General features: G+C 70.2%; 26 protein-coding genes and 1 tRNA gene. 8 read left to right on the top strand and 19 right to left on the bottom strand.

Annotated elements, in window-relative coordinates; translation table 11 throughout:
• Positions 1-29: 29 nt before the first annotated feature.
• From IT072_RS07515 to IT072_RS07485, 7 genes are all read right to left on the bottom strand, one after another.
• Positions 30-821 (bottom strand): F0F1 ATP synthase subunit delta, encoded by a 792-nt coding sequence (locus IT072_RS07515; RefSeq protein ID WP_223360329.1) that lies wholly within the window; start codon positions 819-821, stop codon positions 30-32.
• A complete protein-coding gene (locus IT072_RS07510; protein WP_223360328.1) occupies positions 821-1,372 on the bottom strand; it encodes a F0F1 ATP synthase subunit B in 552 nt (183 codons plus the stop codon). Before IT072_RS07510 ends, IT072_RS07515 begins: the two co-directional genes overlap by 1 nt.
• 29 nt (positions 1,373-1,401) lie before the next feature.
• On the bottom strand, positions 1,402-1,623 hold the full coding sequence (gene atpE / locus IT072_RS07505; RefSeq protein WP_018190348.1) for an ATP synthase F0 subunit C: 222 nt from the start codon (positions 1,621-1,623) through the stop codon (positions 1,402-1,404).
• Positions 1,624-1,674: 51 nt separating this feature from the next.
• Positions 1,675-2,472: a F0F1 ATP synthase subunit A gene (gene atpB, locus IT072_RS07500; protein WP_223360327.1), complete on the bottom strand. Its 798-nt coding sequence runs from the start codon at positions 2,470-2,472 to the stop codon at positions 1,675-1,677.
• A gap of 173 nt (positions 2,473-2,645) precedes the next feature.
• A complete protein-coding gene (locus IT072_RS07495; RefSeq protein WP_223360326.1) occupies positions 2,646-3,137 on the bottom strand; it encodes a hypothetical protein in 492 nt (163 codons plus the stop codon).
• On the bottom strand, positions 3,134-4,402 hold the full coding sequence (locus IT072_RS07490; protein WP_223360325.1) for an MraY family glycosyltransferase: 1,269 nt from the start codon (positions 4,400-4,402) through the stop codon (positions 3,134-3,136). Before IT072_RS07490 ends, IT072_RS07495 begins: the two co-directional genes overlap by 4 nt.
• Positions 4,403-4,405: 3 nt before the next feature.
• The gene (locus IT072_RS07485; protein WP_223360324.1) at positions 4,406-5,125 is read right to left on the bottom strand and encodes an L-threonylcarbamoyladenylate synthase; all 720 of its coding nucleotides are present in this window, start codon (positions 5,123-5,125) and stop codon (positions 4,406-4,408) included.
• Between the two features lie 64 nt (positions 5,126-5,189).
• Here IT072_RS07485 and IT072_RS07480 point away from each other — a divergent pair, with 64 nt between their 5' ends.
• Both IT072_RS07480 and IT072_RS07475 read left to right on the top strand, forming a co-directional pair.
• Positions 5,190-5,822: an HAD family hydrolase gene (locus IT072_RS07480; RefSeq protein WP_223360323.1), complete on the top strand. Its 633-nt coding sequence runs from the start codon at positions 5,190-5,192 to the stop codon at positions 5,820-5,822.
• Between the two features lie 3 nt (positions 5,823-5,825).
• Positions 5,826-6,437, top strand: a complete 612-nt coding sequence (locus IT072_RS07475) for an HAD-IA family hydrolase (protein WP_223360322.1) — start codon at positions 5,826-5,828, stop codon at positions 6,435-6,437.
• Between the two features lie 10 nt (positions 6,438-6,447).
• On the opposite strand, the gene prmC is transcribed toward IT072_RS07475, so the two are convergent.
• Entirely contained in the window at positions 6,448-7,338 is an 891-nt protein-coding gene (gene prmC, locus IT072_RS07470) for a peptide chain release factor N(5)-glutamine methyltransferase (protein WP_223360321.1), read from the bottom strand.
• A 110-nt stretch (positions 7,339-7,448) separates the two neighbouring features.
• On the opposite strand from prmC, the gene cysK reads away from it, so the two are divergent.
• Positions 7,449-8,399: a cysteine synthase A gene (gene cysK / locus IT072_RS07465; protein WP_223360320.1), complete on the top strand. Its 951-nt coding sequence runs from the start codon at positions 7,449-7,451 to the stop codon at positions 8,397-8,399.
• 17 nt (positions 8,400-8,416) lie between these two features.
• A complete protein-coding gene (gene epsC, locus IT072_RS07460; RefSeq protein ID WP_223360319.1) occupies positions 8,417-8,971 on the top strand; it encodes a serine O-acetyltransferase EpsC in 555 nt (184 codons plus the stop codon).
• A gap of 67 nt (positions 8,972-9,038) precedes the next feature.
• On the opposite strand, the gene prfA is transcribed toward epsC, so the two are convergent.
• The 8 genes from prfA to argS form a co-directional block, all read right to left on the bottom strand.
• Positions 9,039-10,115, bottom strand: a complete 1,077-nt coding sequence (gene prfA / locus IT072_RS07455) for a peptide chain release factor 1 (RefSeq protein WP_223360318.1) — start codon at positions 10,113-10,115, stop codon at positions 9,039-9,041.
• A 94-nt stretch (positions 10,116-10,209) separates the two neighbouring features.
• On the bottom strand, positions 10,210-12,360 hold the full coding sequence (rho, locus tag IT072_RS07450; protein ID WP_223360317.1) for a transcription termination factor Rho: 2,151 nt from the start codon (positions 12,358-12,360) through the stop codon (positions 10,210-10,212).
• A gap of 241 nt (positions 12,361-12,601) precedes the next feature.
• Entirely contained in the window at positions 12,602-13,564 is a 963-nt protein-coding gene (gene thrB, locus IT072_RS07445) for a homoserine kinase (RefSeq protein WP_223360316.1), read from the bottom strand.
• On the bottom strand, positions 13,561-14,664 hold the full coding sequence (gene thrC, locus IT072_RS07440) for a threonine synthase (protein ID WP_223360315.1): 1,104 nt from the start codon (positions 14,662-14,664) through the stop codon (positions 13,561-13,563). The genes thrB and thrC overlap by 4 nt, the downstream gene beginning before the upstream one ends.
• On the bottom strand, positions 14,664-16,037 hold the full coding sequence (locus IT072_RS07435; protein WP_223360314.1) for a homoserine dehydrogenase: 1,374 nt from the start codon (positions 16,035-16,037) through the stop codon (positions 14,664-14,666). The genes thrC and IT072_RS07435 overlap by 1 nt, the downstream gene beginning before the upstream one ends.
• Complete coding sequence (lysA, locus tag IT072_RS07430; RefSeq protein ID WP_223360313.1) at positions 16,034-17,458, bottom strand: diaminopimelate decarboxylase; 1,425 nt, start codon at positions 17,456-17,458, stop codon at positions 16,034-16,036. Before lysA ends, IT072_RS07435 begins: the two co-directional genes overlap by 4 nt.
• 123 nt (positions 17,459-17,581) lie before the next feature.
• Positions 17,582-18,394, bottom strand: a complete 813-nt coding sequence (locus tag IT072_RS07425) for an LmeA family phospholipid-binding protein (protein ID WP_223360312.1) — start codon at positions 18,392-18,394, stop codon at positions 17,582-17,584.
• A 5-nt stretch (positions 18,395-18,399) separates the two neighbouring features.
• Positions 18,400-20,088: an arginine--tRNA ligase gene (gene argS / locus IT072_RS07420; protein ID WP_223360311.1), complete on the bottom strand. Its 1,689-nt coding sequence runs from the start codon at positions 20,086-20,088 to the stop codon at positions 18,400-18,402.
• Between the two features lie 140 nt (positions 20,089-20,228).
• Between argS and IT072_RS07415 the strand changes: the two genes are divergently transcribed.
• The 3 genes from IT072_RS07415 (at position 20,229) to rlmC (ending at position 22,177) form a co-directional block, all read left to right on the top strand.
• Positions 20,229-20,834: an iron ABC transporter ATP-binding protein gene (locus IT072_RS07415; protein ID WP_223360310.1), complete on the top strand. Its 606-nt coding sequence runs from the start codon at positions 20,229-20,231 to the stop codon at positions 20,832-20,834.
• A gap of 67 nt (positions 20,835-20,901) precedes the next feature.
• Positions 20,902-20,974 (top strand) — tRNA-Arg (locus tag IT072_RS07410).
• 78 nt (positions 20,975-21,052) lie between these two features.
• The gene (rlmC, locus tag IT072_RS07405; RefSeq protein WP_223360309.1) at positions 21,053-22,177 is read left to right on the top strand and encodes a 23S rRNA (uracil(747)-C(5))-methyltransferase RlmC; all 1,125 of its coding nucleotides are present in this window, start codon (positions 21,053-21,055) and stop codon (positions 22,175-22,177) included.
• 94 nt (positions 22,178-22,271) lie between these two features.
• On the opposite strand, the gene msrA is transcribed toward rlmC, so the two are convergent.
• Entirely contained in the window at positions 22,272-22,784 is a 513-nt protein-coding gene (gene msrA / locus IT072_RS07400; protein WP_223360308.1) for a peptide-methionine (S)-S-oxide reductase MsrA, read from the bottom strand.
• Between the two features lie 32 nt (positions 22,785-22,816).
• Positions 22,817-23,278: a peptide-methionine (R)-S-oxide reductase MsrB gene (gene msrB, locus IT072_RS07395; protein ID WP_223360307.1), complete on the bottom strand. Its 462-nt coding sequence runs from the start codon at positions 23,276-23,278 to the stop codon at positions 22,817-22,819.
• A 137-nt stretch (positions 23,279-23,415) separates the two neighbouring features.
• Here msrB and IT072_RS07390 point away from each other — a divergent pair, with 137 nt between their 5' ends.
• Positions 23,416-23,673 carry an alpha/beta fold hydrolase gene (locus IT072_RS07390; protein ID WP_327058942.1) on the top strand — a complete coding sequence of 86 codons (258 nt, stop codon included), beginning with the start codon at positions 23,416-23,418 and terminating at the stop codon, positions 23,671-23,673.
• Between the two features lie 32 nt (positions 23,674-23,705).
• On the opposite strand, the gene IT072_RS07385 is transcribed toward IT072_RS07390, so the two are convergent.
• Entirely contained in the window at positions 23,706-24,905 is a 1,200-nt protein-coding gene (locus IT072_RS07385; RefSeq protein WP_223360305.1) for a mechanosensitive ion channel family protein, read from the bottom strand.
• Positions 24,906-24,934 lie beyond the last annotated feature (29 nt).

Below are 24,934 nucleotides of genomic sequence, written 5' to 3'. Positions count from 1 at the left end.
CCTACCTGGGTTTCTCGTATAGAGGGCGGTCAGCCCGCCAGCTGAAGTCGAAGTTCGGAGAGGCGCGAGGCGATGCTGCCGTCGATGACGTCGTCGCCGATCTGGACGCGCAGTCCTCCGATGATCGTCGGGTCGACGACCAGGTTGAGCTTGAGGTCGCCGTACTTCGCGGCCAGGGTGCTGCGCAGGCGCTCCGCCTGAGCGGCAGCCAGCGGCTGCGCGGTGATGACCGTCGCGATGGTGCGGCCGTCCTGCGCCGCCACGATCCGGGCAGCCGACCGGAGCGACTCGCGAATGCTGCGGCCGCGCGGCTGGAGCACCAGCTGGCGCACGATGGCGACCGTCTGGGCGGACGCCTTGCCCTCGAGCAGCCGATCGACGAGCGCGGCCTTGGCCTCGGGCGCCGCGAGCTTGCTGCGCAGCGCGAGCTCGAGCTCCGCGTCGGAGGTCACGGCCCCTCCGAACGCGAACAGCTCGGCCGCGATGTCGAGGTTGCGGGGCGCAGACGCGGCGATCGACCGGATCCCCAGCTCCTCCACGGCGTCGAGCAGGTCGTCCTGCCCTGACCAGCGGCCGGAGGCGACGGAGACCAGCAGCTCGACCGCCGGGGCGGAGAGCGAACCGAAGATGCGCTGCACGAGCGCGGTCTTCCCGGCCGGGTCGGCCGAGGGGTCGCTGAGGACCGCACGGAGCTGGGCGGAGTCGGCGACGACTCGTCCTGCGGCGAACAGGTCTTCAGCCGTCGCCAGATCGGCCTTGGCCCCGAGCCCGGACAGAGCCGAGACGGAGCGGGCCAATGCTTCTCTGGTGGCGCTTCCCATTACTTGCTCGACCCTGCCTTCTCGCTGGTCTCGAGGTCCGCGAGGAAGCGGTCGACGATCGCCTGCGACTTCTTGTCGTCGGTGAGCGCCTCCCCGACCACGCCCGAGGCGAGGTCGATCGCGAGCGAGCCGACCTCGGTGCGCAGCGACACCAGGGCGGTCTGCCGCTCGGCTTCGATCTGCGCCTGAGCGGTCGCGGTCACACGGGCGGCCTCGGCCGTCGCGGTGTCCTTGGCCTCTGCGACGATCTTCTGACCGTCGGTGCGGGCCGTCTCGCGGATCTTCGCGGCCTCGGCACGGGCGTCGGCGAGCTGCGCGGTGTACTCCTCGAGCAGCGCCTCGGCCTTGTGCTGGGCCTCGTCGGCCTTCGCGATGTTGCCCTCGATCGCTGCTGCGCGCTCATCGAGCATCTTCTTCATGCGCGGAAGGACGAGCTTCCAGAAGAAGAACAGGATGACGATGAAGCAGATCAGCGACCCGATGATGTCAGGCCACGCGGGAATGAGCGGGTTGTGCTCCTCCGCGGCGGCGATGACGACACTCTTGAGCATCGTTCCTCCTAACTAGAGAGAAAAGAGGATTACTGGAAGATGAAGTAGGTCGCGATACCGATGAAGGCGAGCGCCTCGGTGAACGCGATACCGATGTACATCAGGACCTGGAGACGGCCGGCCAGCTCGGGCTGACGGGCGACGCCCTCGATGGTCTTGCCGACGACGATGCCCACGCCGATGGCCGGGCCGATGGCCGCGAGGCCGTAACCGACGGTGGCGATGTTGCCGTTGATTGCAGCGATGTCCACGTTGTGTGTTTCCTTCCGTGATGGCGATCCGTGCGGGTGCGCGGATCGTTCTTAGTGTTCCTCGGCGACTGCGAGCTGAATGTAGACAGCGGTGAGCAGTGCGAAGACGTAGGCCTGCAGGACTGCGACCAGGATCTCGAACAGGGTGAAGACGAAGCCGAAGGCGAAGGTGCCGACTCCGAAGAGCGACCACCAGCTGCCCGCGGTGAAGAAGAAGAACGACGTCGCCGTGAAGAACAGGACGAGGAGGAGGTGGCCCACGACCATGTTCATCAGGAGTCGGAGCGTGAGCGTCACCGGCCGCAGGATGAACGTCGAGACGAACTCGATCGGCGTCACGATGATGTAGAGGAACCACGGCACGCCGGGCGGGAAGAGCGCGTTCTTGAAGAAGTTCTTCGGGCTCTTCTTGATGCCGGCGTAGATGAAGGCGATGTACGCGACGACCGCCAGCAGCAGCGGGAGCGCGATGACCGAGGTGCCCGCGATGTTCAGGAACGGGATGATGCCCGTCAGGTTGAAGAACAGCACCATGAAGAAGATGGTGGTCAGCAGGGGAAGGAACCGGCGGCCGTCCTTCTTGCCCAGGAGGTCCTCCGCGATGTTCACGCGCACGAAGTCGAGACCCATCTCGACCACCGACTGGAACCGGCCGGGGATCAGCTTCATCTTGCGGGTGCCGAGCCAGAAGACCAGGATCAGCGCGAGAAGGGCGATGAGCCGGACCACGATGATGCGGTTGAACTCGAGTCCGCCGATGGTGAACAGGGTCGGGGGGAAGAACTCGTTGATCGAGGGGCCGGTGAAGCTTCCATCATCGGAGCTTGCGGCCTGGACCAGCAGGTTCACAGCGTTAGCTAGCAGCGCTATCTCCTGTTTCGGGGCGTCGAGCCTCAGGCCCTCGCGACGACGAACATGGGTACACCCGAGACCGAGCGCCGGTGAAGCGTGAAAGCGCGTTCGGGTGGGGGATCACTGACAACTCTACAAGAGTTTTCGCAGTGTAACGAATCGGATACGGCTCACTGCTTCTCCCCCGGCAGGGTGACATCGCTCACGTAGGGGACGCGGGACCGGAAGACGACGATCATGTCGACGACGAGGGAGCCGATCACCCCGGCGATCAGGCTCAGGAACAGCACCGTCGAGTTGATCCACGACTGGTCGCGCAGCAGGATCGCCAGCACCAGGAACAGCACGAACTTGAGGATCCAGCCGCCGAGGACGATGCCGAAGAACAGCCCGACGAAGAGGTCGGACCCGATGAAGCGGTTGGCGATCAGAATGCTGACGGCCGTGATCCCGAGGAAGACGGCCGCCATCACCGTGCCGATGAGCGCACTGGTCACGCCGATCCATCCGGCGAAGATCCCGCCGAGCAGCGCGCCGACGACGGCGATCACCAGCGCGAGGATGAGGCCGTACTTGAGCACGTCCTTCAGCACGGGCGTGGAGGTGGGCTGGGCGGGCGTGGCCGGCCGGGGCGCGGGGGCGCCGTCCTGGTGGTCGGTCATCGGGACTCCTCGGAGGTGGGGGCGGACGGCCCGACGGCGGGCGTCGGGTCGGAATAGGGGTGCCGCTCGCTGGCGGCGTCGAGCTGGTCGAAACGGGCGGTCTCGGCCGCCTCCTCCGTGCCCGCGGGTGCGAGCTCGGCGGCGGCCTCCGTCAGCTTGCGGCGGCTGAGGGGCGCGAGCGTGAAGACCGTGCACACGACGAGCCCGACGGCGAGGAAGACGATCGCCATCCAGTACGGGTCGAAGAAGAACAGCAGGGAGCCGATCGAGACGACAGCGGTCCACGCGTAGAAGATGAGCACCGCGTGCAGGTGCGAGTGCCCCATGTCGAGCAGCCGGTGGTGGAGATGCTTGCGGTCGGCGCTGAACGGCGACTTGCCCGCGCGCAGGCGGCGGACGACGGCGAGGCCGAAGTCGAGCAGCGGAACGATGAGCACCGCGAACGGCAGGATGATCGGGATGAACGCCGGGACGAGGCTCGATCGGCCGAGGGTCTGCAGCGTCTCCGGGTTGATCGTGCCCGTGACCGAGATGGCCGACGTCGCCATCAGGAGGCCGATCAGCAAGGCCCCGGCGTCGCCCATGAACATCTTCGCGGGGTGCCAGTTGAGCGGGAGGAAGCCCGCGCAGGCCCCGACCAGGATGGCGGCGATCACCCCGGCGAGGCTGAAGTAGTTCTGCGGGCTGATCTCGCGCTGGAGCAGATACGTGTAGATGAGGAACGTGCCGTTGGCGATGAGCGCGACGCCGGCGACGAGGCCGTCGAGCCCGTCGATGAAGTTGATGGCGTTCATCACCAGCACGATGGCGAACAGGGTGATGACGATGCTCATGATCGGCGATCCGACCGTGAGGCCGCCGATCGGGAGCGAGAGGATCTGCACCCCGCCCAGCCAGCCGATCAGCCCTGCGGCGACGAACTGGCCGGCGAGCTTGGTCATCCAGTCGAGGTCCCAGATGTCGTCCGCCACACCGATCACCACGATCAGCAGGCTCCCGCCGAGGATCGCCAGGATGGGCCCGCTGTCCGAGAAGATCAGCGACAGCACCCCGAACTGGCTCGACAGCAGCCACGAGACCCCGACCGCGACCAGGATGCCGAGGAACATCGCGATGCCGCCGAGCCGCGGAGTCGGCCGCGTGTGCACGTCGCGCTCCCGGATCTTCGGGTACAGCCGGTACTTCAGGCTCAGCTTGTAGACGACGAGCGACATCCCGAACGTGATGACGGCCGAGATCAGGGCGAGGACGAGGAGGAGGGTCACGGCTCAGCTGTCCGTGGTGGCGTCCGCCGCGGCGTCGGCGCCCGCCTCGAGGGCGTCGCCGACGACCTCGCGCAGCCGCTCGACGGAGATCACGCCGTGGCGGAGGATGCGGAGCTTGCCCGCACCGGCGGCGAGCGCGGTGGCGTCGACGATCGTGGAGGAGGAGTCCTTGCCCTCCACACGCTCGTACGACGAGCCCGCCTCTCCCCCGTCGAGGTACACGGACACGGAGTCGCCGAGCATCCCCTCGGCCTCCGCGGCGGTGCGGGCGGCGGGACGGCCGGTGAGGTTGGCGGACGAGACCGCGAGCGGGCCGGTCTCGGAGAGCAGTTCCAGGGCGATGGTGTCCTGCGGCATGCGCAGGGCGACCGTGCCGCGGGTCTCCCCCAGGTCCCAGACCAGGGACGGGGCGGCGGGGAGCACGATCGTGAGGCCGCCGGGCCAGAACGCCTTCACGAGCGCGTCGACCTCCGCTGGCACCGTCTCGGCGAGGGCGGCGAGGGTGGGGATGCCGGGGACGAGCACGGGGGGCGGCGACTGGCGTCCGCGGCCCTTCGCGTCCAGCAGCCGCTGCACCGCGGCGGGCGAGAACGCGTCGGCGGCGACGCCGTAGACCGTGTCCGTGGGGATGACGACGAGTTCGCCGCGACCGATGGCCGAACGGGCCAGACGCATGCCGGAGAGGAGCTCGGAGTCGACCGAGCAGTCGTAGATGGGTGCCATGACGGCACCCATGATAGTTGAGCCGCTGCAAGGTTCCCTGCGTCCACGGTCGATACTGGTATCGATGGACGTCTACTTCTTCGACTGCGACAAGACGCTCTACGACTACGACTTCCACCGGCGGCTGCCGAAGCTGGCGGAGCTGAGCGGCGTGAGTCAGTACCGTCTGGCCTCCACCTGGTGGGCGGGAGGGCATGAGCGAGCCGCCGAGATCGGCGAGTACGCGACGAGCGAGGAGTACCTCGAGGCGTTCGCCGACGTGACCGGCGCGCGGCTGACGCTCGCCCAGTGGCAGGAGGCCAGGAAGGCCGCGATGACGCCGATCGCGGGGTCGATCGCCGCGCTGCGCGAGGCGGCGACTCTCGGCACGGTGTCGCTGTTGTCGAACAACCCGATCCCGTTCAAGGACTCCCTTCCGGTGCTCACTCCGGAGATCGTCGACGTGCTGCGCGACAACGACCTCGTGTCCGCCGTGCTCGGCGCCCGCAAGCCGGAGCGCCGCATCTACACCCGTGCGCTCGGCCGGTTCGGCGTGCAGCCGCAGGACGCGATCCTGTTCGACGACTCGCTGCCGAACGTCGAAGGCGCGCGCGAGCTCGGCATGCACGCGCACCACTTCGTCAAGCGGGACGACGGGACATTCGACACCGACGGCCTGCTCGACGCCATCCACGCCTTCGCCGAGCGGGAGCGCTGACGCGTGCTGTTCGTCTTCGACATGGACAACGTGCTCTACGAGTACGACTGGCGCACCCGCATGGCCGGGATGTCGCAGCTCACGGGTCTCAGCCTCGCCGAGCTGCGGGAGCGCTGGTGGCACCGCGAGGGCGAGTGGGCGGCGGAGGCCGGCGCGTTCGCCGACGAGGCGGCGTATCTGGACGCCCTGCAGGCGGCCCTCCGCGTCCCGGTCTCCGAGGAGGACTTCCTCCGCATCCGGGGCGCTGCGATGACACCGTGGCCGACCTCGCTGCGCGCCGTCGAGCGCGCCCAGGAGCTCGGCACCGCGACCCTGCTGACGAACAACGGCCCCCTGGTCGCGCGACGCCTGAGCCGGCTCGCTCCGGAGCTGGTGCCCATCCTCGGCGTCGAGCACCTGCGCGCCTCCTCCGACTACGGTGCGCGCAAGCCGGATCCGGTGGTCTACGAGCGGGTGCTGGAGCGTTACGGGGCGCGTCCGGAGGAGACCTTCTTCGCCGACGACATGGTGGAGAACGTCGAATCCGCTGCCGCGCTCGGGATCCGGGCGCACCTCTTCCGCACGCCGGACGGGCTGCTCGACGCGGTCGAGCGGGCCGGCGAGCTGGTCGCCTAGCACTGCCCGCTCAGCGCAGGGCGGTCGTCGCCCGGTCGCGCGTCGTCAGATCGCGGTGCGTGGCGGCTGCACGCCAGCCGTCGGCCGTGAGCAGGGCACGGATGTCGGCGCCCTGCAGTTCGCCGTGCTCGAGCACCAGCGTGCCGCCCGGGCGCAGCAGACGCTGCGCGACGCGCGAGATGGTCCGCACGACATCCAATCCGTCCGGACCGCCGTAGAGCGCGGCCGCGGGGTCGAACAGGCGGACCTCCGGGTCGCGTGGGATGGCGGCGTCGGGGACGTACGGCGGATTCGAGATCACGACGTCGACCGATCCGTCGAGGTCGGGGAGCGCATCGGCGAGATCGATGAAGACGGGACGCAGGTTCGCGACGCCGGACTCGTCGACGTTGCGCCGGGTCCAGACGAACGCCTCCGGGGAGTTCTCGACGGCGAAGACGCGGGCATGCGGCACCTCCGTCGCCATCGCCAGGGCGATCGCGCCGCTCCCCGTGCCGAGATCGACCGCGACCGGCTCGGGAGCCGCGACCGAGCGCAGGGCGTCGATGGCGAACTGGGCGACCACCTCCGTCTCGGGGCGCGGCACGAAGACGCCCGGTCCGACTTTCAGCTCGAGCGAACGGAACGCGGCGCGGCCGGTGATGTGCTGCAGCGGCTCACGGGCCGCACGGCGTTCCGTCAGCTCGCGCACGCGCTCCGCCTCGGCGTCCTCGAGTCGCTCCCCCATCATCGCGAGCGCCTGCACGCGCCCACGGCTCACGCCGAGCACGTGGCCGACGAGCAGTTCGGCGTCGACATCGGGGTCGGGCACACCCGCCGCCGAGAGCACGGCGACGACACGGTCGAGGACGGAGCGGACGGAGGCAGGGCCGGGGGTCGCGGCAGGGGTCTCGGGAGGCATGGCCCACCGAGCCTATCGTCACGTTCGGCTCACGGGCACGCGCGCGGATTAGAGTGGAGGACGCTCCCCATCCACGGTCCGCCGTACCATCCCGCCACGAGGAAGAGGCCATGTCAGATCAGATTCAGGGTCACATCTACAACGACGTCACCGAGACGGTCGGCCGCACACCGCTCGTCCGGCTCAACCGCCTCGCCGAGGGCACCGGAGCGACGGTGCTCGCGAAGCTCGAGTTCGCCAACCCGGCCGGCAGCGTCAAGGACCGCATCGGCGTCGCGATCATCGACGCGGCCGAGAAGGCCGGCGCCCTGCGGCCCGGCGGCACCATCGTCGAGGGCACGAGCGGCAACACGGGCATCGCGCTGGCCATGGTCGGCGCGGCCCGCGGCTACAAGGTCATCCTCACCATGCCCGAGACGATGAGCAAGGAGCGTCGGGTGCTGCTGCGCGCGTTCGGCGCCGAGATCGTGCTGACCCCCGGGCCCGACGGCATGCGCGGCGCGGTCGAGAAGGCGCAGGAGATCGTCGCGAGCTCCGACAACGCCATCTGGGCGCAGCAGTTCGCCAACGCGGCCAACCCCGCCATCCACCGCGCCACCACGGCCGAGGAGATCTGGGCCGACACCGCCGGCGGCATCGACATCTTCGTCGCGGGCGTCGGGACCGGCGGCACCATCACCGGCGTCGGCCAGGTGCTCAAGGAGCGCAAGCCGGGCGTGAAGGTCGTCGCGGTGGAGCCGGTCGACTCCCCCATCTTGAACGGCGGGAAGCCGGGCCCGCACAAGATCCAGGGCATCGGCGCGAACTTCGTCCCCGAGATCCTCGACACCACCGTCTACGACGAGGTCGCCGACGTCTCGTTCGACGACGCCGTCGCCATCGCGAAGAAGCTCGCCAGCGAGGAGGGCATCCTCGCCGGGATCTCCTCCGGTGCGATCGTCTGGGCCGCGCTCGAGCAGGCGAAGCGGCCGGAGAACGCGGGCAAGACCATCGTCGCGATCGTGTGCGACACCGGCGAGCGGTACATCTCCACGCCGCTCTGGGCCGACCTCCTGGACTGACGTTGCCCTTCGGACGAATGCGGGAGGACATCCGCAACGCACGCCGGCACGACCCGGCCGCACGGAACACCACCGAGGTCGCTCTGGCGTACTCGGGGCTCCACGCGGTCTGGACGTACCGCGTCGCCCACCGGATGTGGCGGGCCGGGCTGCTGACGCCCGCCCGCCTCCTCTCGCAGTTCGCCCGGTTCCTCACCGGCATCGAGATCCACCCCGGCGCCCGCATCGGCCGCCGCTTCTTCATCGACCACGGCATGGGCGTCGTCATCGGCGAGACCACGTGGATCGGCGACGACGTCATGCTTTACCACGGCGTCACGCTCGGCGGCCGCGGCAGCGGTCACGGCAAACGCCACCCCACCATCCGCGACGGCGTCATCGTCGGTGCGGGGGCGAAGGTGCTCGGTGCGATCACGATCGGCGAGCGCAGCGTGATCGGCGCCAACGCGGTCGTCACCAAGGACGCCCCCGCCGACTCCGTGCTCATGGGTGTCCCCGCCCGCGCGCGTCCGCGCTCGGGCCACGAGCAGATCGCCGGAAACGACTGGCTCGACCCGGCGCTCTACATCTGAGCCCGCCGAGGCGGCCCGAAGTGGGGTCCGGAGCGCCGAGGCGGCCGATTGTCAGCCGCCTCGCCGGTCAGTCGTTGCCGAGATCGGCGAGGCGCGCCTCCTCGTCGGCGAGGATGTTGGACTCGATGACGGGTTCGAGGGCGCCGTTCATGACCGCATCGAGGTTGTAGGCCTTGTAGCCGGTGCGGTGGTCCGCGATGCGGTTCTCGGGGAAGTTGTACGTGCGGATACGCTCGGAACGATCCATGGTGCGGATCTGGCCCTTGCGGAACTCGGCGGCCTCGGCGTCCGCCTCCTCCTGCTGTTTGGCGAGCAGGCGCGCGCGCAGCACGCGCATGGCGGCCTCGCGGTTCTGGAGCTGGCTCTTCTCGTTCTGCATCGAGACGACGATGCCGGTCGGGACATGCGTGATGCGCACCGCGGAGTCGGTCGTGTTGACGGACTGTCCGCCGGGGCCGGACGAACGGAACACGTCGATCTTGAGGTCGTTCGGGTTGATGTCGACCTCCTCCGGCTCGTCGACCTCGGGGAAGACGAGCACGCCCGCGGCGGAGGTGTGGATGCGCCCCTGCGACTCGGTCGCGGGCACACGCTGGACGCGGTGCACGCCGCCTTCGTACTTGAGGTGCGCCCACACCCCCTCCGCCGGGTCGCTGGAGCTGCCCTTGAACGCCACCTGCACATCCTTGACGCCGCCCAGGTCGCTGGAGGTCTGCTCGATGATCTCGGCCTTCCAACGCTTGGAGTCGGCGTAGTGGAGGTACATGCGCAGGAGGTCTCCGGCGAACAGCGCGGACTCCGCCCCGCCCTCGCCCATCTTGATCTCCATGATGACGTCCCGGCTGTCGTTGGGGTCGCGCGGGATGAGCAGGCGGCGCAGCCTCTCGCTCGACTCCTCCAGCGATCGCTCGAGGCCGGGGATCTCCTCGGCGAACGCGGCGTCCTCCGCGGCGAGCTCGCGGGCGGCCTCCAGGTCGTCGGTCAGCTGCTTCCACTCGTTGTACGAGGCCACGATGCGCGAGAGCTCGGCGTAGCGGCGGTTCACCTTCTTCGAGCGGACGGGGTCGCTGTGCAGCTCCGGATCGGACAGCTGCTGCTGGAGGTCGTCGTGCTCGGCGATGAGGCCGTTCACCGATTCGAACATGGGGGCTGCTTTCTCGAGGGAGGGAGGCGGGGGCCGGGAACGGAAAAGTGCCCGCCCGGCGCGCACGGGCGCGACGGACGGGCACTTCCCTCAGCTAGCGGTGGTCGTTCTCGTGACCGTGCGAGTGGGCGTTGCCGTGGCCGTTAGCCGGCTGCGGCATCGACTTCTGCACCTGCATCAGGAACTCGACGTTGCTCGACGTCTCCTTGAGACGGCCGAGGACGATCTCGAGGGCCTGCTGCTGGTCGAGCCCGGCGAGGGCGCGGCGCAGCTTCCAGGTGATCTTGACCTCGTCCTGGCCCATCAGCATCTCCTCGCGGCGGGTGCCGGAGGCGTTGACGTCGACGGCCGGGAAGATGCGCTTGTCGGCGAGGCTGCGCGACAGGCGGAGCTCCATGTTGCCGGTGCCCTTGAACTCCTCGAAGATCACCTCGTCCATCTTGGAGCCCGTCTCGACGAGTGCCGAAGCGAGGATGGTCAGCGAGCCGCCATGCTCGATGTTGCGCGCGGCGCCGAAGAAGCGCTTCGGCGGGTACAGCGCGGACGCGTCGACGCCTCCCGAGAGGATGCGGCCCGACGCCGGAGCGGTCAGGTTGTACGCGCGTCCGAGGCGGGTGATGGAGTCGAGCAGCACGACGACGTCGTGGCCCAGCTCCACCAGGCGCTTCGCCCGCTCGATGGCGAGCTCGGCGACGGTGGTGTGGTCCTCGGCGGGGCGGTCGAAGGTCGAGGCGATGACCTCGCCCTTGACCGTGCGCTGCATGTCGGTGACCTCTTCGGGACGCTCGTCCACCAGGACGACCATGAGGTGCACCTCGGGGTTGTTCGTGGTGATCGCGTTGGCGATCTGCTGCATCACGATCGTCTTGCCGGCCTTCGGCGGGGCGACGATGAGGCCGCGCTGGCCCTTGCCGATCGGGGCGACCAGGTCGATGATCCGCTGGGTCACCTTGGTCGGCTCGGTCTCGAGACGCAGACGCTCCTGCGGGTACAGCGGGGTGAGCTTGCCGAACTCGACGCGGGTCGCGGCCTCCTCGACCGTCTGCCCGTTGATGGAGTCGACCTTGACCAGCGCGTTGTACTTCTGGCGGCTGTTGTTCTCGCCCTCGCGCGGCTGGCGGATGGCGCCGACGACCGCGTCGCCCTTGCGCAGGTTGTACTTCTTGACCTGGCCGAGGGAGACGTAGACATCGCTCGCGCCCGGGAGGTATCCCGTGGTGCGGACGAACGCGTAGTTGTCCAGCACGTCGAGGATGCCCGCCACGGGCAGCAGCACGTCGTCGTCGGACAGCTCGGGCTCGAACTCGTCGCCCGCACCGCCGCGGCGCTTGCGGTTGCGGTCGCGGTACCGGCCGGAGCGGTCGCCCTCGGCGTCCTGCTGCTGGCCGCCGCGGTTCTGCTGGCCCTGCTGCTGCGACTGCTTCTGCTCGTCGCCGCCCTGGAGGTCCTTCTGCTGGCCCGGACGCTCGCCCTGAGCGCCGTTGCCCGCGCCGTTCTGCCCCTGTCCGTTGTTCTTGTTGCGGTTGCGGTTGCGGCGGCTGGAGCGGGACTGCTGCTCGCCCTCGGCCGGCGCCTGCGCGTCGCCCTGCTCGCCGTTGGCGGCGGCCTGCTCGGCCTCGCGCGGCTGGTCGGCCTGCTGCTCGCTGCCCTGCTCCTGCGGGGCGCCGTTGCCGTTCTGGCCGCGGCCACGGCGGCGACGGCCGCCGGTCTGGCCGTCGCGCTGCGCCTGCTCGCGCGAGGCGAGAGCGGAGTCGAGGAGGGCATCGACGTCCGGGATGAGGGACTCGACACCGGTCTCGCCGGAGTTGACGTGGCCGGTGGCGGTGAGGCTCGTGCCATCGGGGCTGGAGGCACGACGGGAGCCACGGCGGCGCGGCTCGGCGGCCGGCTGGGCCGCGGGAGCCGCGTCCGGGACCGTGGTCCCGGCGGCGGGCTCGGCCTGCTCGGCGGCGACCGGCTCGGCGGCGGCCGGCTCGGCGATGAGCGGCTCGATGAGGACCTGGGAGGCGGCGGTCGCGTGGTCGGCGGGCTGCTCGATCGCCTCGACCGGAGCGGCGGCCTGCACCGCCGCCTCCGGCTGGGCGGCGGCACGGGCGGCCGCGATCGCCTCGACGAGCTCGCCCTTGCGGAGCTTGCTTGCGCCCTGGAGGCCGAGCTGCGAGGCGAGAGCCTGGAGCTCCGCCACCTTGAGCGCGGTCAGGTCGCTGGTGTCCACGCCCCCGGCGTGGAGTTCGACATCAGTCACTGAAGAGGATTCCTTTCCCCCGACGCGCTCTCTGCGCGTCGCTGTGGAGCACTCGTCACATGAACTGCCCTGACCGATTCGCGTTCTGATCCGCGCTACGGTGCGCCCCGGACATCCGGGCACGCAGGCAGGAATGACGGCATGATTGCTTTGAGATCACCCGGAAGCTGAATTCGCTCGTGACGCGGTTTCTTCACGGGTGCACGCACAGTTTACCACCTCGCGCCCGGCGTTTTTGACGCTAGGCCGCCGGAGTGTCCGCGCTCTCCGTCGCGACGGCCGAGACCGTCGCCCCCTTGAAGTCGACCGCCAGCATCAGCGGCTGCCAGTCGGTCTCCGCCTCGCTCGCGACGAGCTCGGCGGCGGCGAGCCGCTGGCTCGGGTCGCTGCAGAGCACGAGGATCGAGGGGCCGGCGCCCGAGACGACGGCCGCGAAGCCACGCTCGCGCAGCAGCGTGATGAGACGGTTGGTCTCGGGCATCGCCGAGGCGCGGTAGCTCTGGTGGAGTTTGTCCTCGGTGGCGGCGTGCAGCAGTTCGGGGCTCTGGATGAGGGCCGCGACGAGCAGGGCGGAGCGGGAGACGTTGAAGACGGCGTCCTCGTGGGGCACGGACTCCGGCTGGAGGCTGCGTGCGAGGGCCGTCGACATGACGTGCGAGGGCACCAGCACGAGCGGCGAGACGCCACGATGCACGATCAGCTTCTTGAACTGGGGACCCTCCGGCGTCACCCACGCGATGGTCAGGCCGCCGAACAGCGCGGGTGCGACATTGTCGGGGTGTCCCTCCATGTCGTTGGCCAGCGCGAGGAGGCTCTGCGCGTCGAACTCGACCACGCCCTCCAGCAGACCCTTCGCAGCCATGATTCCGGAGACGATCGCGGCACCGGAGGAGCCCATCCCCCGGCCGTGCGGGATGGTGTTGCGCGCCACGAGGTCGAGGCCGGGCAGCGGGTGGCCGACGGACGCGAACGTGTGCGCGATCGCCCGGACGACCAGGTTGGTCTCGTCGGTCGGGACCTCGCCCGCGCCGACGCCGATGACCTCGACGGTCGCTCCCGGCTCGTCGCGGACCGAGACCCGCAGCTCGTCGTACAGCGCGAGCGCGAGGCCGAGGGTGTCGAAGCCGGGACCGAGGTTGGCGCTGGTGGCGGGCACCTTGACCGTGACGGACCGGCCGCGCAGGGCGTCGGCGGCGAAGGTCACGCGGTCGCTCCGCTGGCGACGAGTCCGAGCACGTCCGCGATGGCGGCGGTGTCGACCGGCACGACCGTGGGCTGCACGTCCGAGCCGTCGGCCGTGCGCAGTGCCCACTGCGGATCCTTCAGGCCGTGGCCGGTGACGGTCAGTACGACCGTGGCGCCGGCTGGGATGGCCCCCGCCTCCGCGCGCTCGAGCAGGCCCGCGACGCTGATGGCGGACGCCGGCTCGACGAAGATGCCGACCTCCGAGGAGAGGATGCGGTGGGCCTCCAGGATCTTCGCGTCGTCGATGGCGCCGAAGTAGCCGTCGCTGTCGTCGCGGGCGTTGAGCGCGAGCTCCCAGGAGGCCGGGTTGCCGATGCGGATCGCCGTGGCGATCGTGTCGGGCTCCTTGACCGGGTGGCCGAGCACGATCGGGGCGCTCCCCGCGGCCTGGAAGCCGAACATGCGCGGGAGCTTCGTGGCCTCGCCGCGCTGCAGCTCCTCGGTGTATCCGCGGTGGTATGCGGTGTAGTTGCCGGCGTTGCCGACCGGGACGATGTGGAAGTCGGGGGCGTCGCCCAGCACCTCGACGACCTCGAACGCGGCCGTCTTCTGGCCTTCGATGCGGTCGGGGTTCACCGAGTTGACGAGGTGGACCGGATAGTTGGTCGCCAGATCGCGGGCGATGTCGAGACAGTCGTCGAAGTTGCCCTGCACCTGCAGCAGCTGCGCGTTGTGGGCGATGGCCTGGCCGAGCTTGCCCATCGCGATCTTGCCCTCGGGGACCAGGACGACCGCCTGGATGCCGGCGTGCGTCGCATAGGCGGCGGCCGAGGCGGAGGTGTTGCCGGTCGAGGCGCAGATGACGGCCTTCGCGCCGTGCTCGACGGCCTTCGAGATCGCCATCGTCATGCCGCGGTCCTTGAAGGAGCCGGTCGGGTTCATGCCCTCGAACTTGACGTAGACGTCCGCGCCGGTGCGGGCCGAGAGCGCCGCGGCCGGGATGAGCGGGGTGCCGCCCTCGCCGAGGGTCACGATCGGCGTGGCCTCGGAGATGTTCAGGCGGTCCGCGTACTCGCGGAGGACACCACGCCACTGACGGCTGTACGACTTCTCGGGCATTACGATCCTTCGACTCGGAGAACGGAAGAGATGGCGGTCACGACGTCGCTCGCCGCGAGCGCCTCCACGGTGGCCGCGAGCGCGGCCTCCTCGGCTTCGTGCGTGCCGATGACCAGGGTAGCGGTGGGTGCGCCCGCGCCGTGAATCGGCGCCCCCTCAGCGGACGGAAGACGACCCGCGATGACGATCGCGCCGGTCGCGCTCGGCACCGACTGCTGCATCGTCTCGACGCTCACGCCTCCGTCGCTCAGGATGCGCGCGACCGCGGCGAGCACTCCCGGCTGATCGGTGACGTCGAGGGTGATCTGATAGCGCGTGACGACACGGCCGATGTCGAGGACCGGGAGGTCCGCGTGCGTCGACTCCGCGACGCCCGGGCCGCCCACCACGTGCCGACGCGCGGCGGAGACCACGTCGCCCAGCACGGCGGAGGCCGTCTCGACTCCGCCTGCGCCCGCGCCGTAGAACATGAGGTCGCCCGCCGCGCCCGCCTGCACGAATACCGCGTTGTGCGCGCCGTGCACGGCCGCGAGCGGGTGGTGCCGGTCGATCAGAGCCGGGTAGACGCGGGCGGAGACGCCCTCCTCCCCCGTCTCAGGATCGGTCAGGCGCTCGCAGATCGCGAGGAGCTTGATGACGGCGCCCGCCTCGCGCGCGGCATCGACCTGCGCGGTGGTGACACCGGTGATGCCCTCTCGGTAGACGCGGTCGAGCGGCACGGTGGTGTGGAAGGCGAGGCTCGCGAGGATGGCCGCCTTCTGCGCGGCGTCGTAGCCGCCGATGTCGGCGGTCGGGTCGGCTTCGGCGTACCCGCGTTCGGTGGCGGTCGCGAGGGCGTCCTGCAGGCTCTCGCCGTTGACGTCCATCCGATCGAGGATGAAGTTCGTGGTGCCGTTGACGATGCCGAGGATGCGGTTGACCCGGTCGCCGGCGAGGCTGTCGCGCAGCGGTCGGATGATCGGGATCGCACCGGCGACGGCCGCCTCGTAGTAGAGCTGCGCGCCGACCTGCTCGGCCGCCTCGAACAGTTCGGGGCCGTGGGTGGCCAGGAGAGCCTTGTTCGCCGTTATGACGTCGGCCCCGGAGTTCAGCGCCTCCAGGACGTATCCGCGGGCCGGCTCGATGCCTCCCATCAGCTCCACGACGATGTCGGCGCCCAGGATGAGCGAGCTCGCGTCCGTCGTGAAGAGCTCACGCGGCAGGTCGACGTCGCGCGGGGCGTCGAGGTTTCGGACGGCGATGCCCACGAGCTCCAGCTTGGCGCCGACCCGGGAGGCGAACTCGTCCCCCTGCTCCAGCAGCAGGCGCGCCACCTGCGAGCCGACGGAGCCGGCCCCGAGCAGGGCTACACGGAGGTTGCGGTACTCGATCATCGGTTCACTCCTTCGCCGACGGAACCCTCGTATGCGGCGTCGCGCGCCAGCAGGTCCGCCTCGGTCTCGCCGCGCACGATCACGCGGGCCTCGCCGTCGCGCACCGCGATCACGGGCGGACGGCCCAGATAGTTGTAGTTGCTCGCCAAGGACCAGCAGTAGGCGCCGGTCGCGGGCACGGCGAGCAGATCGCCCGGTCGCACGTCGCCGGGGAGGTACTCCGCGTCCACGACGATGTCGCCGCTCTCGCAGTGCTTGCCGGCGACGCGCACCAGCTCCGGTGCGGCCGACGACACGCGGCTCGCGATACGGGCCGAGTAGTCAGCGCCGTAGAGGGCGGGCCGGGCGTTGTCGCTCATCCCGCCGTCGACGCTCACGTAGCGGCGGACCGCGGTCTCGCCGTCATCCTCGGCCGCGACCAGCACATCCTTGGTGGTGCCGACCGTGTAGAGGGTCAGCCCGGCCGTGCCGATGATCGAGCGCCCCGGCTCGAACGCCACGACGGGCGTCGGGATCTCGAGCTCGGCGCATCCGGCGGCGACGGTCTCGGCGATGCGCGTGGCCAGCTCCGCGATGGGCGCCGGGTCGTCCGCCGCGGTGTAGGCGATGCCGAATCCGCCGCCGAGGTTCAGCTCGGGGACGTCGCCGTCGGCCAGGAGCTCCCGGTGGACGGCGAGCAGGCGTGCGGCCGACTCCGCGAAGCCGTCCGCGCCGAAGATCTGCGAGCCGATGTGGCAGTGCAGGCCCAGGAAGCGGAGTCCTTCATGGGCGCGGATGCGGGCGACCGCCTGCGCGGCATCGCCGAGGGCGATCCCGAACTTCTGGTCCTCGTGCGCGGTGGCGAGGAAGGCGTGCGTGTGGGCGTGCACGCCGCTGTTGACGCGGAGCCGCACGCTCTGGACGCGGCCATGGCGCGCGGCGGCCTCGGCGACGCGGTCGATCTCCTGGAGGCTGTCGATGATGATCGCGCCGAGGCCGGCCGCGACGGCACGGTCGATCTCGGCCGCCGACTTGTTGTTGCCGTGGAAGCCGAGCCGCGCCGGGTCGACGCCGGCCGCGAGGGCGACCGCGAGCTCCCCGCCGGAGCACACGTCGATGTTGAGGCCGGCGTCGGCCATCCAGCGCGCGACCTCGATCGAGAGGAAGGCCTTGCCCGCGTAATAGACCTTCGCCGCCGAGCCGATCCCCGCGAACGCGGTCTGCAGCGCGTCGCGCACCTCCGCGGCGCGCTCGCGCGCCTCCCGCTCATCCACCACGTAGAGGGGCGTGCCGAAGCGGGCGGCGAGGTCGGTGACGGCGACCCCGCCGACGCTCAGCTCGCCGCCGTCGCGTTCGACGGTGCGCGACCAGAGGCCGGGGACGAGGGCATTGGCGTCGTGCGGGACGCGGAGCCACGGGGGTGCAAGGGGATTCGGGGCCATAGGGACAACCTCACGGGAACGACGAGTGGGGGGTCTCTCAGGCGAGCGGACCCGGATTGGCCCCTGAAGCCGGTGGAGAAGTACGAAAGAGTCTACCGATGCCGTGCGGCGGCGCAGGACGTGTTACGAGCAGCTGCCCTTGCTCCGCAGGAAGGCTTCGTCGAGCACGAAACCGCTGGCCGTGAGGGTGACCGTGGCGTGGCCCGTGGTCACCGCGATGTCGGAGACGTTCACGCCCTTCGGGAGGTACTGCGCCGCGCACACCGGGAACGGGCCGCGGTCGGTGAGGGCTTGGAGGAGGCGCGTCAGGTTGACGTTCGAACCGGATCCCGTGTCCAGCGAGGCCGTGCCCGGTTGCAGGAGCACGGTGTCGCCGTGCGCCGTGGGCGTGGCCGTGACGGAGTAGCCGACGGGGAGGCCGAGCAGGTCGATGCTGCCGCGGTAGCCGATGACGCCGTCGCCGAGCGTGATGTCTCCGGTCGCGCCCGGGATGGTCACGAGCTTGTTCAGCGACGCCTGCGAGATGCTGAGGGTGCCGGTCGCGTCCGCGATCGGCTTGCTGAAGTCGGCGGGCACTCCGGTCGCGATCACCGAGGCGCTGATCGGTGTGCCGTCGACGGTCAGCTTCGGGGCGTCGAGCTCCACTCGCTCGAAGGAGCCGGAGAGGTACTGCTGGATCACCGAGACGCCGCCGATGTGCACCTGCACGTCGCCCGCGATGTTCGACGGCAGCTTCTTCTCGATCTCCGACGACACCCGCTGCTCCGCGTAGGCGCGCACGGCGACGTCGGCGGCGACGACGAGTACCGCCAGCACGGCGAGCGGGATGAGCGTCCACAGCAGCACGCGCGTCCAGCGCGGCCGCCGGGCACGCGGTGATGTCCCGGCGGGGGTCGTCGCCGGGTCGGGAAGGATGTCGGTGGGCTGGTCGCTCATCGGGCTCACATCCGCTCCGGAGCGGACACCCCCACGAGGCCGAGTCCGTTGCGGATGACCTGCCCGGCCGCGTCGTTGAGCCACAGCCTGGTGCGGTGCGCGTCGGTCACGGGCTCCTCGCCGAACGGCAGCACGCGCGTCGAGCCGTCGCGCACCGCGTACCACGCGTGGTACAGGCCCGCGACCTCCTCGATGTAGCGGGCGACGCGGTGCGGCTCGCGCAGCTCGGCGGCCTGGGCGACCACACGCGGGAACTCCTGCAGCGCGCCGAGCAGCGCGCTCTCGGTCTCGTGGGTCAGCAGCTCCGGCTTGAAGGCGCTGCGGTCGACTCCCGCCTTCTCGGCGTTCGCCGCGACCGAGCGGGTGCGGGCGTGGGCGTACTGCACGTAGTAGACGGGGTTCTCATTGCTGCGCTTGCTGAGCAGGTCGAGGTCGATGTCGAGCGGGGAGTCCGTCGACGAGCGCACCAGGGAGTAGCGGGCGGCGTCCACCCCGACCGCGTCGACGAGGTCGTCGAGCGTGACGATGGTGCCGGCGCGCTTCGACATCTTCATCGGCTCGCCGTCCTTCACCAGGTTCACCATCTGGCCGATGAGGATCTGGTGGTTGACGTTCGGGACGTCGCCGAAGGCCTCGGTCATCGCCATCAAGCGGCCGATGTAGCCGTGGTGGTCCGCGCCCAACATGATGATGTTCTGCTCGAACCCGCGCTCGCGCTTGTTCAGGTAGTAGCCGAGGTCGCCCGAGATGTAGGCGGGTTCGCCGTTCGAGCGGATGATCACGCGGTCGCGGTCGTCGCCGAACGTCGTGGTGCGCAGCCAGACGGCGCCGTCGGCCTCGAAGATGTGGCCCAGGTCGGAGAGGCGCTGGATGGCGCGCTCGACGGCGCCGGACTCGTGCAGCGAGTCCTCGTGGAAGAACACGTCGAAGTCGACCCCGAACGCGTGCAGCCGGTCCTTGATCTCCTGGAACATCAGCTGCGTGCCCTGCGAGCGGAACACCTCCTGCTGCTCCTCGCGCGGCAGGGCGGACAGGTCGCCGTCGTAGTCCGCGACGACCCGCGCGGCGATCTCGCCGATGTAGGCGCCGCCGTAGCCGTCCTCCGGGGTCGCCTCGCCCAGATAGGCAGCGAGCAGGCTGCGCGCGAACCGGTCGATCTGCGAACCGTGGTCGTTGAAGTAGTACTCCCGCGTGACGTCGGCGCCCGCGGCCTGCAGGATGCGGGCGAGGCTGTCGCCCACGGCCGCCCAGCGCGCGCCGCCCATGTGGATGGGGCCGGTCGGGTTGGCCGAGACGAACTCGAGGTTGACCTTCAGGCCGTGGTAGACGTCGGTGCGCCCGTAGTCGGCCCCCGCGTCCAGGATGGTCTGGGCGAGCTGCCCGGCGGCGGCGGCGTCGAGGCGGAAGTTGATGAAGCCCGGGCCGGCGACCTCGGCCGACGCGACGCCGTCGATGGCCGCGGCGGCCGCGGCGATCTCGGTCGCGAGCTCGCGCGGGTTGGCGCCCACCTTCTTGGCGAGCCGCATGGCGACGTTCGACGACCAGTCCCCGTGCTCGCGGTTCTTCGGCCGCTCCAGGGGCACGTCGGCGAGCGTCAGGGACAGCTCGCCGAGCTCCGCGCCCTCCGCTCGGCGCCGGTCGACGACCGCGGTCACGATGTCGAGCAGGGCGGCGGAGAGGTCAGCGGGAGTCATGAGCATCGATTCTACCGGGATGGCGACGGCATCGATTGCCTAACGAAAGCCGCGCGCGCACGCCTCCGGGCCGGAGCGCCCGTGCACCCCTTGATAGGGTCGACAGCACTCGCCCGCCGACTCGGAAGACGATCGCCACCATGCCGTTCTCCCCCCGCCCCGCCCGCTCCCTCCTCGTCGCCGGCGTCCTGGCCGGAGCGCTCGCCCTGGCCGGCTGCACGCCCTCGGCGTCGCCGTCGTCGCCCACGGCCACCGCGGGAGGCGCGTCCACGACGAAGCCGACGGAGACCACCCCCACCTCGACGCCGACCGAGCCCCCCACGCCGGTCACCCTCACCTGCGACCAGCTCGTCACCCCGGATCAGCTGTACGCGTACAACCCCAACTTCGGAGCGAACCCCGGCTACTCCCCGAAGGACGGCAGCCTCGAGAAGAAGATCGCCGACTGGCAGGGTGTCGCCTGCTCCTGGCTCAACCAGACCAGTGGCGACGTCATCCAGATCGCCGTCGCCCAGCCTCCCGCGAGCCAGCTCGATGCCCTCAAGAACGCCGCGATCACCGACGCCCAGCCCGTCCCCACCTACGGCGCGCCGCCCATCGAGGGCTACTTCAAGACGGGCGACGCGGGCCAGGTGCAGATCTTCCGCGGCAGTCAGTGGATCGTCGCCGAGTCCACTGCCTTCTTCGAGCCCGGCGACGCCGCACCGCTCATGGAGAACGTGCTCGCCAACCTCCCCGCCGCCTGACCCCCGGCGAGGCCCGCGCGGTGCGAGCAGCACGGAAAAGTGATGCTAGCCTGGACGGGCACTCCTGGCCCCCATAGCTCAGGGGATAGAGCGTCTGCCTCCGGAGCAGAAGGCCGTAGGTTCAAATCCTACTGGGGGCACCGAACAGCACACGAAGGCCTCTCTCCCACGGGAGTGAGGCCTTCGTCGTGTGCACGACCGCGTACCATTGACCGGTCATGGACTGCTCCTACTTCGATGCCGGCGTGTGCCGGTCGTGCACGCTGATGGGTGTGCCGTACGGCGAGCAGCTGGCGGGGAAGGACCGTTCGGCGCGGGAGCTGCTGGCGCCCTTCGGGGATGCGATGTGGCTGCCTCCGATCGCGAGCGCGGAGGCCGGCTACCGCAACAAGGCGAAGATGGTCGTGGGCGGCACGCTCGAGCGGCCGACCATCGGAATCCTCGACGAGCGGGGGCGCGGGGTCGACCTGAGCGAGTGCGGGATCTGCGCGCCCGGCATACGGGCGGCGCTGCCCGTGCTCGCGGAATTCGTGACGCGGGCACAGCTCGCGCCCTACGACGTGCCCGCGCGGCGCGGAGAGCTGAAGTTCGTCCTCGTGACGCTCTCGCCCGACGACGAGCTGATGATCCGGTTCGTGCTGCGGGACGAGTCCGCCGTGGCGCGGATCCGGCGCGAGCTCGGGTGGCTGCTCGGCAGGCTGCCGAACGCGCGCGTGGTGTCGGCGAACATCCAGCCGGAGCACAAGGCGGTCGTCGAGGGCGACCGGGAGATCGTGCTGACGCCGGATTCGTCGCTGGTGATGCGGGTCGGCGGAGTCGGCCTGCGGCTGCGGCCGCAGAGCTTCTTCCAGACCAACACGGCCGTTGCCGAACAGCTCTACGGACAGGTGAGCGCGTGGGTCGACGACGTGTCGCCCGCGAGCGTGTGGGACCTCTACTGCGGGGTCGGCGGCTTCGCCCTCCACTGCGCAGCGCCCCGGCGCCGGGTGGTCGGCGTCGAGACCAGCGCAGAAGCGGTCAAGAGCGCCCGGGCGACCGCCGCAGCGGCGGGCCTCCCCCAGCTGGCGTTCCACGCGCAGGACGCGACGGCGTTCGCGCTCCGGGCGAAGACCACGCCGGAGCTGGTGATCGTGAACCCGCCGCGCCGTGGGATCGGCTCTGAGCTCTCCGGCTGGCTGGAAGGGTCGGGGATCCCGCACGTCGTCTACTCGAGCTGCAACCCGAAGAGCCTCGCGACCGACCTGGCCCGGATGCCGTCGTACCGCATCCGGACCGGCCGCGTTCTCGACATGTTCCCCCAGACCGGGCACCTGGAGGTCGCCGTCCTGCTCGAGCGGGTCTGACCGCCCCGCCACCGAGTGGGCGAAAAGTACGGGTTGTGCCCGGTCACGGGCGTACTTATCGCCTTCTCGACGGCGGGGCTGTGGATGCGGCGGCTCAGCCGGCCAGCGACTCCGATCGCTTCGGCAGCACCCAGCCCGGGCGCGCGAAGTGGCAGGTGTAGCCCCACGGGATGCGCTCCAGGTAGTCCTGGTGCTCGGGCTCCGCCTCCCAGAACGGGCCGGCGGCCTCCACCTCGGTCACGACCTTCCCGGGCCAGAGACCGGAGGCGTCGACATCGGCGATGGTGTCCTCCGCGACGCGGCGCTGCTCATCGTCGGTGTAGTAGATCGCCGAGCGATAGCTGGTGCCGACGTCGTTGCCCTGGCGGTTCTTCGTCGACGGATCGTGGATCTGGAAGAAGAACTCCAGCAGCTCCCGGTAGGAGGTCTTCTCGGGGTCGTACTCGATCTCGATCGCCTCGGCATGGGTCCCGTGGTTGCGGTAGGTGGCGTTCGCGACGTCGCCGCCGGTGTAGCCGACGCGTGTGTCCACGACCCCGGGGCGCTTGCGGATGAGATCCTGCATGCCCCAGAAGCAGCCTCCGGCAAGGATGGCCTTCTCAGTCATTCGTTCGTACTCCTTACGTCTCTCTGCGTCTCTTACTTCTCGAACAGGCGGCGGTAGACCCCGTAGCCCTGCTCCTCCAGCTCGGCGAGCGGGACGAAACGGAGCGCGGCGGAGTTGATGCAGTACCGCATCCCGCCATCGGCGACGGGACCGTCGTCGAACAGATGGCCCAGGTGGCTGTCAGCCCGGCCGGAGCGCACCTCGGTGCGCAGCATCCCGTAGGTGCGGTCGGTGTTCTCGACGATCTCGGCGGACTCGATCGGCCGCGTGAAGCTCGGCCAGCCGGAGCCGCTGTCGTACTTGTCGGTGGATGAGAAGAGCGGCTCGCCCGACACGACGTCGACGTAGATGCCCTCCTCGTGGTTGTCCCAGAACTCGTTGCGGAACGCCGGCTCGGTGGCCGACTCCTGCGTCACCGCGTACTGGCGCTTGGTCAGGCGGCGGATCGCGTCCTGACTCCTGCCGTAGCGCTGTGCGCCTGTCTCCTGTGTCACGATTCCTCCTCGATGCGGTACCGCCGGCTGCGGCCCGCACTGAGGAGAACAGCGCAGCGACCCGGGTTGGTCCCACGGATGCTGAGACTTCCCTGTGAGCACGGGGGCTAGCCGCGACGCGCGCGCTCCCCTACTCTGTGGCTGTTCCACCCGCCCTCTCCCGCACGATCGCACCCGTCTCGTCCCGGAACGGCTCCTCGGAAGGAACCGCTGTGCCCGTACTCCCCGCTGTCGTCGGCACCGAAGACCGCATCACCCCTCCCACGGCCCAGCGCCGCATGGCCCAACGCGCCGGCTCCACGATCGTGGAGACCCCTGCCGGACACGTCTCCATGCTCGCAGCGCCGGATGTCGTCACCGGGGTGATCGTCGCCGCCGCGGAATCCGTCGGCTGAGCGACGCCGGCCGCGGGGCTGCTCCCCCCAGCTCACCCCGCGGCCGGGCCTGCTCCCTCGTCGTCCCCCTGGATCGGGATGGACTCGGTGAACTGGGCGCCGCGCTGGTCTTTCTCGGGCGAGCCGCCGAACAGGCGCGCATCGTCCTGGGTCTGCGCCTGCGCCCGCGCCGGCGGCGTCGTCGGCTCGGGAGGCTGCACCAGCTCGACGCGCGACCGCGGCAACGCGGCGGGCGAGTACCGCTGCATCCAGTCGACCAGCCGCTCGCGCACCAGACAGCGCAGGTCGAAGAGGGTGGGTGCGTCCTTCGCCGTCACGAGGATCCGCACACGCACCCAGCCGGCGACCGCATCGGTGACCTGCAGCACGCCGGTGCGACCGTCCCAGAGATCGGTCGTCGCCAGGATACGGTTGAGCTCACCGCGCATCCCGCCCGGAGAGACCCGCCAGTCGAGGTCGAACTCCACGGATCCGAGCAGCTCGCTGTGCTGCCGCGTCCAGTTCTCGAACGGCTTCGTCGTGAAATAGGTCGAGGGCAACACGAGCCGCCGGTCGTCCCACACGTGGACCACGACGTAGGTGAGCGTGATCTCCTCGATCGTGCCCCACTGCTGCTCGACGACGACCACGTCGTCGAGCCGGATCGCGTCGCTGAACGCGAGCTGGATCCCGGCGAACAGGTTGGCGAGGCTCGACTGGGCGGCGACACCGGCGATGATGCCGATCACGCCGGCGGAGGCGAGGATGCTGGCGCCCGCGGCCTGCAGCGCCGGGAACGTGAGCAGCACGGCGCCGATGCCGACGACGACGGCGGCGACGACGGTCAGCCTCCGCAGGATGAGCACCTGTGTCCGCACCTTGCGGGCGTACCGGTTGTCCGGGATGTCGAGCCGGTAGCGGGCGAGGCCGAGATCCTCCACGAACACCACCAGCGCCGCCGCGAACCAGACGCCGGTCACGATCGCGAGGATCAGCAAGATGTGGTGCAGGCCTTGCTGCACGCCGGCCGGGACCTCCGGCGGGAGGGCGATCGCCACCGCGATCCACAGCACCACCACGAGCAGGAAGAGCCGGAAGGGTACGCGGGCGTTGCGGACGAGCAGGTCGGGCCACGCGCGACGGCGGCCGACGACGCGCAGCACGGCGCCGACGATCGCGGTGACGACGACGGCGAGCACGACGGCAACGACGCACGCGACCGCGAGTCCGGGCCAGGTTCGGAGGGCGGACACGGCGGTGGAGGCTCCTTCGGGTCGGGGAC

This window comes from Leifsonia sp. ZF2019 (assembly GCF_019924635.1).
Taxonomy (GTDB): Bacteria; Actinomycetota; Actinomycetes; order Actinomycetales; family Microbacteriaceae; genus Leifsonia.
The sequence above is the reverse complement of the archived record's forward strand: the minus strand, read 5'-3'. Positions and strand labels throughout refer to the sequence as shown.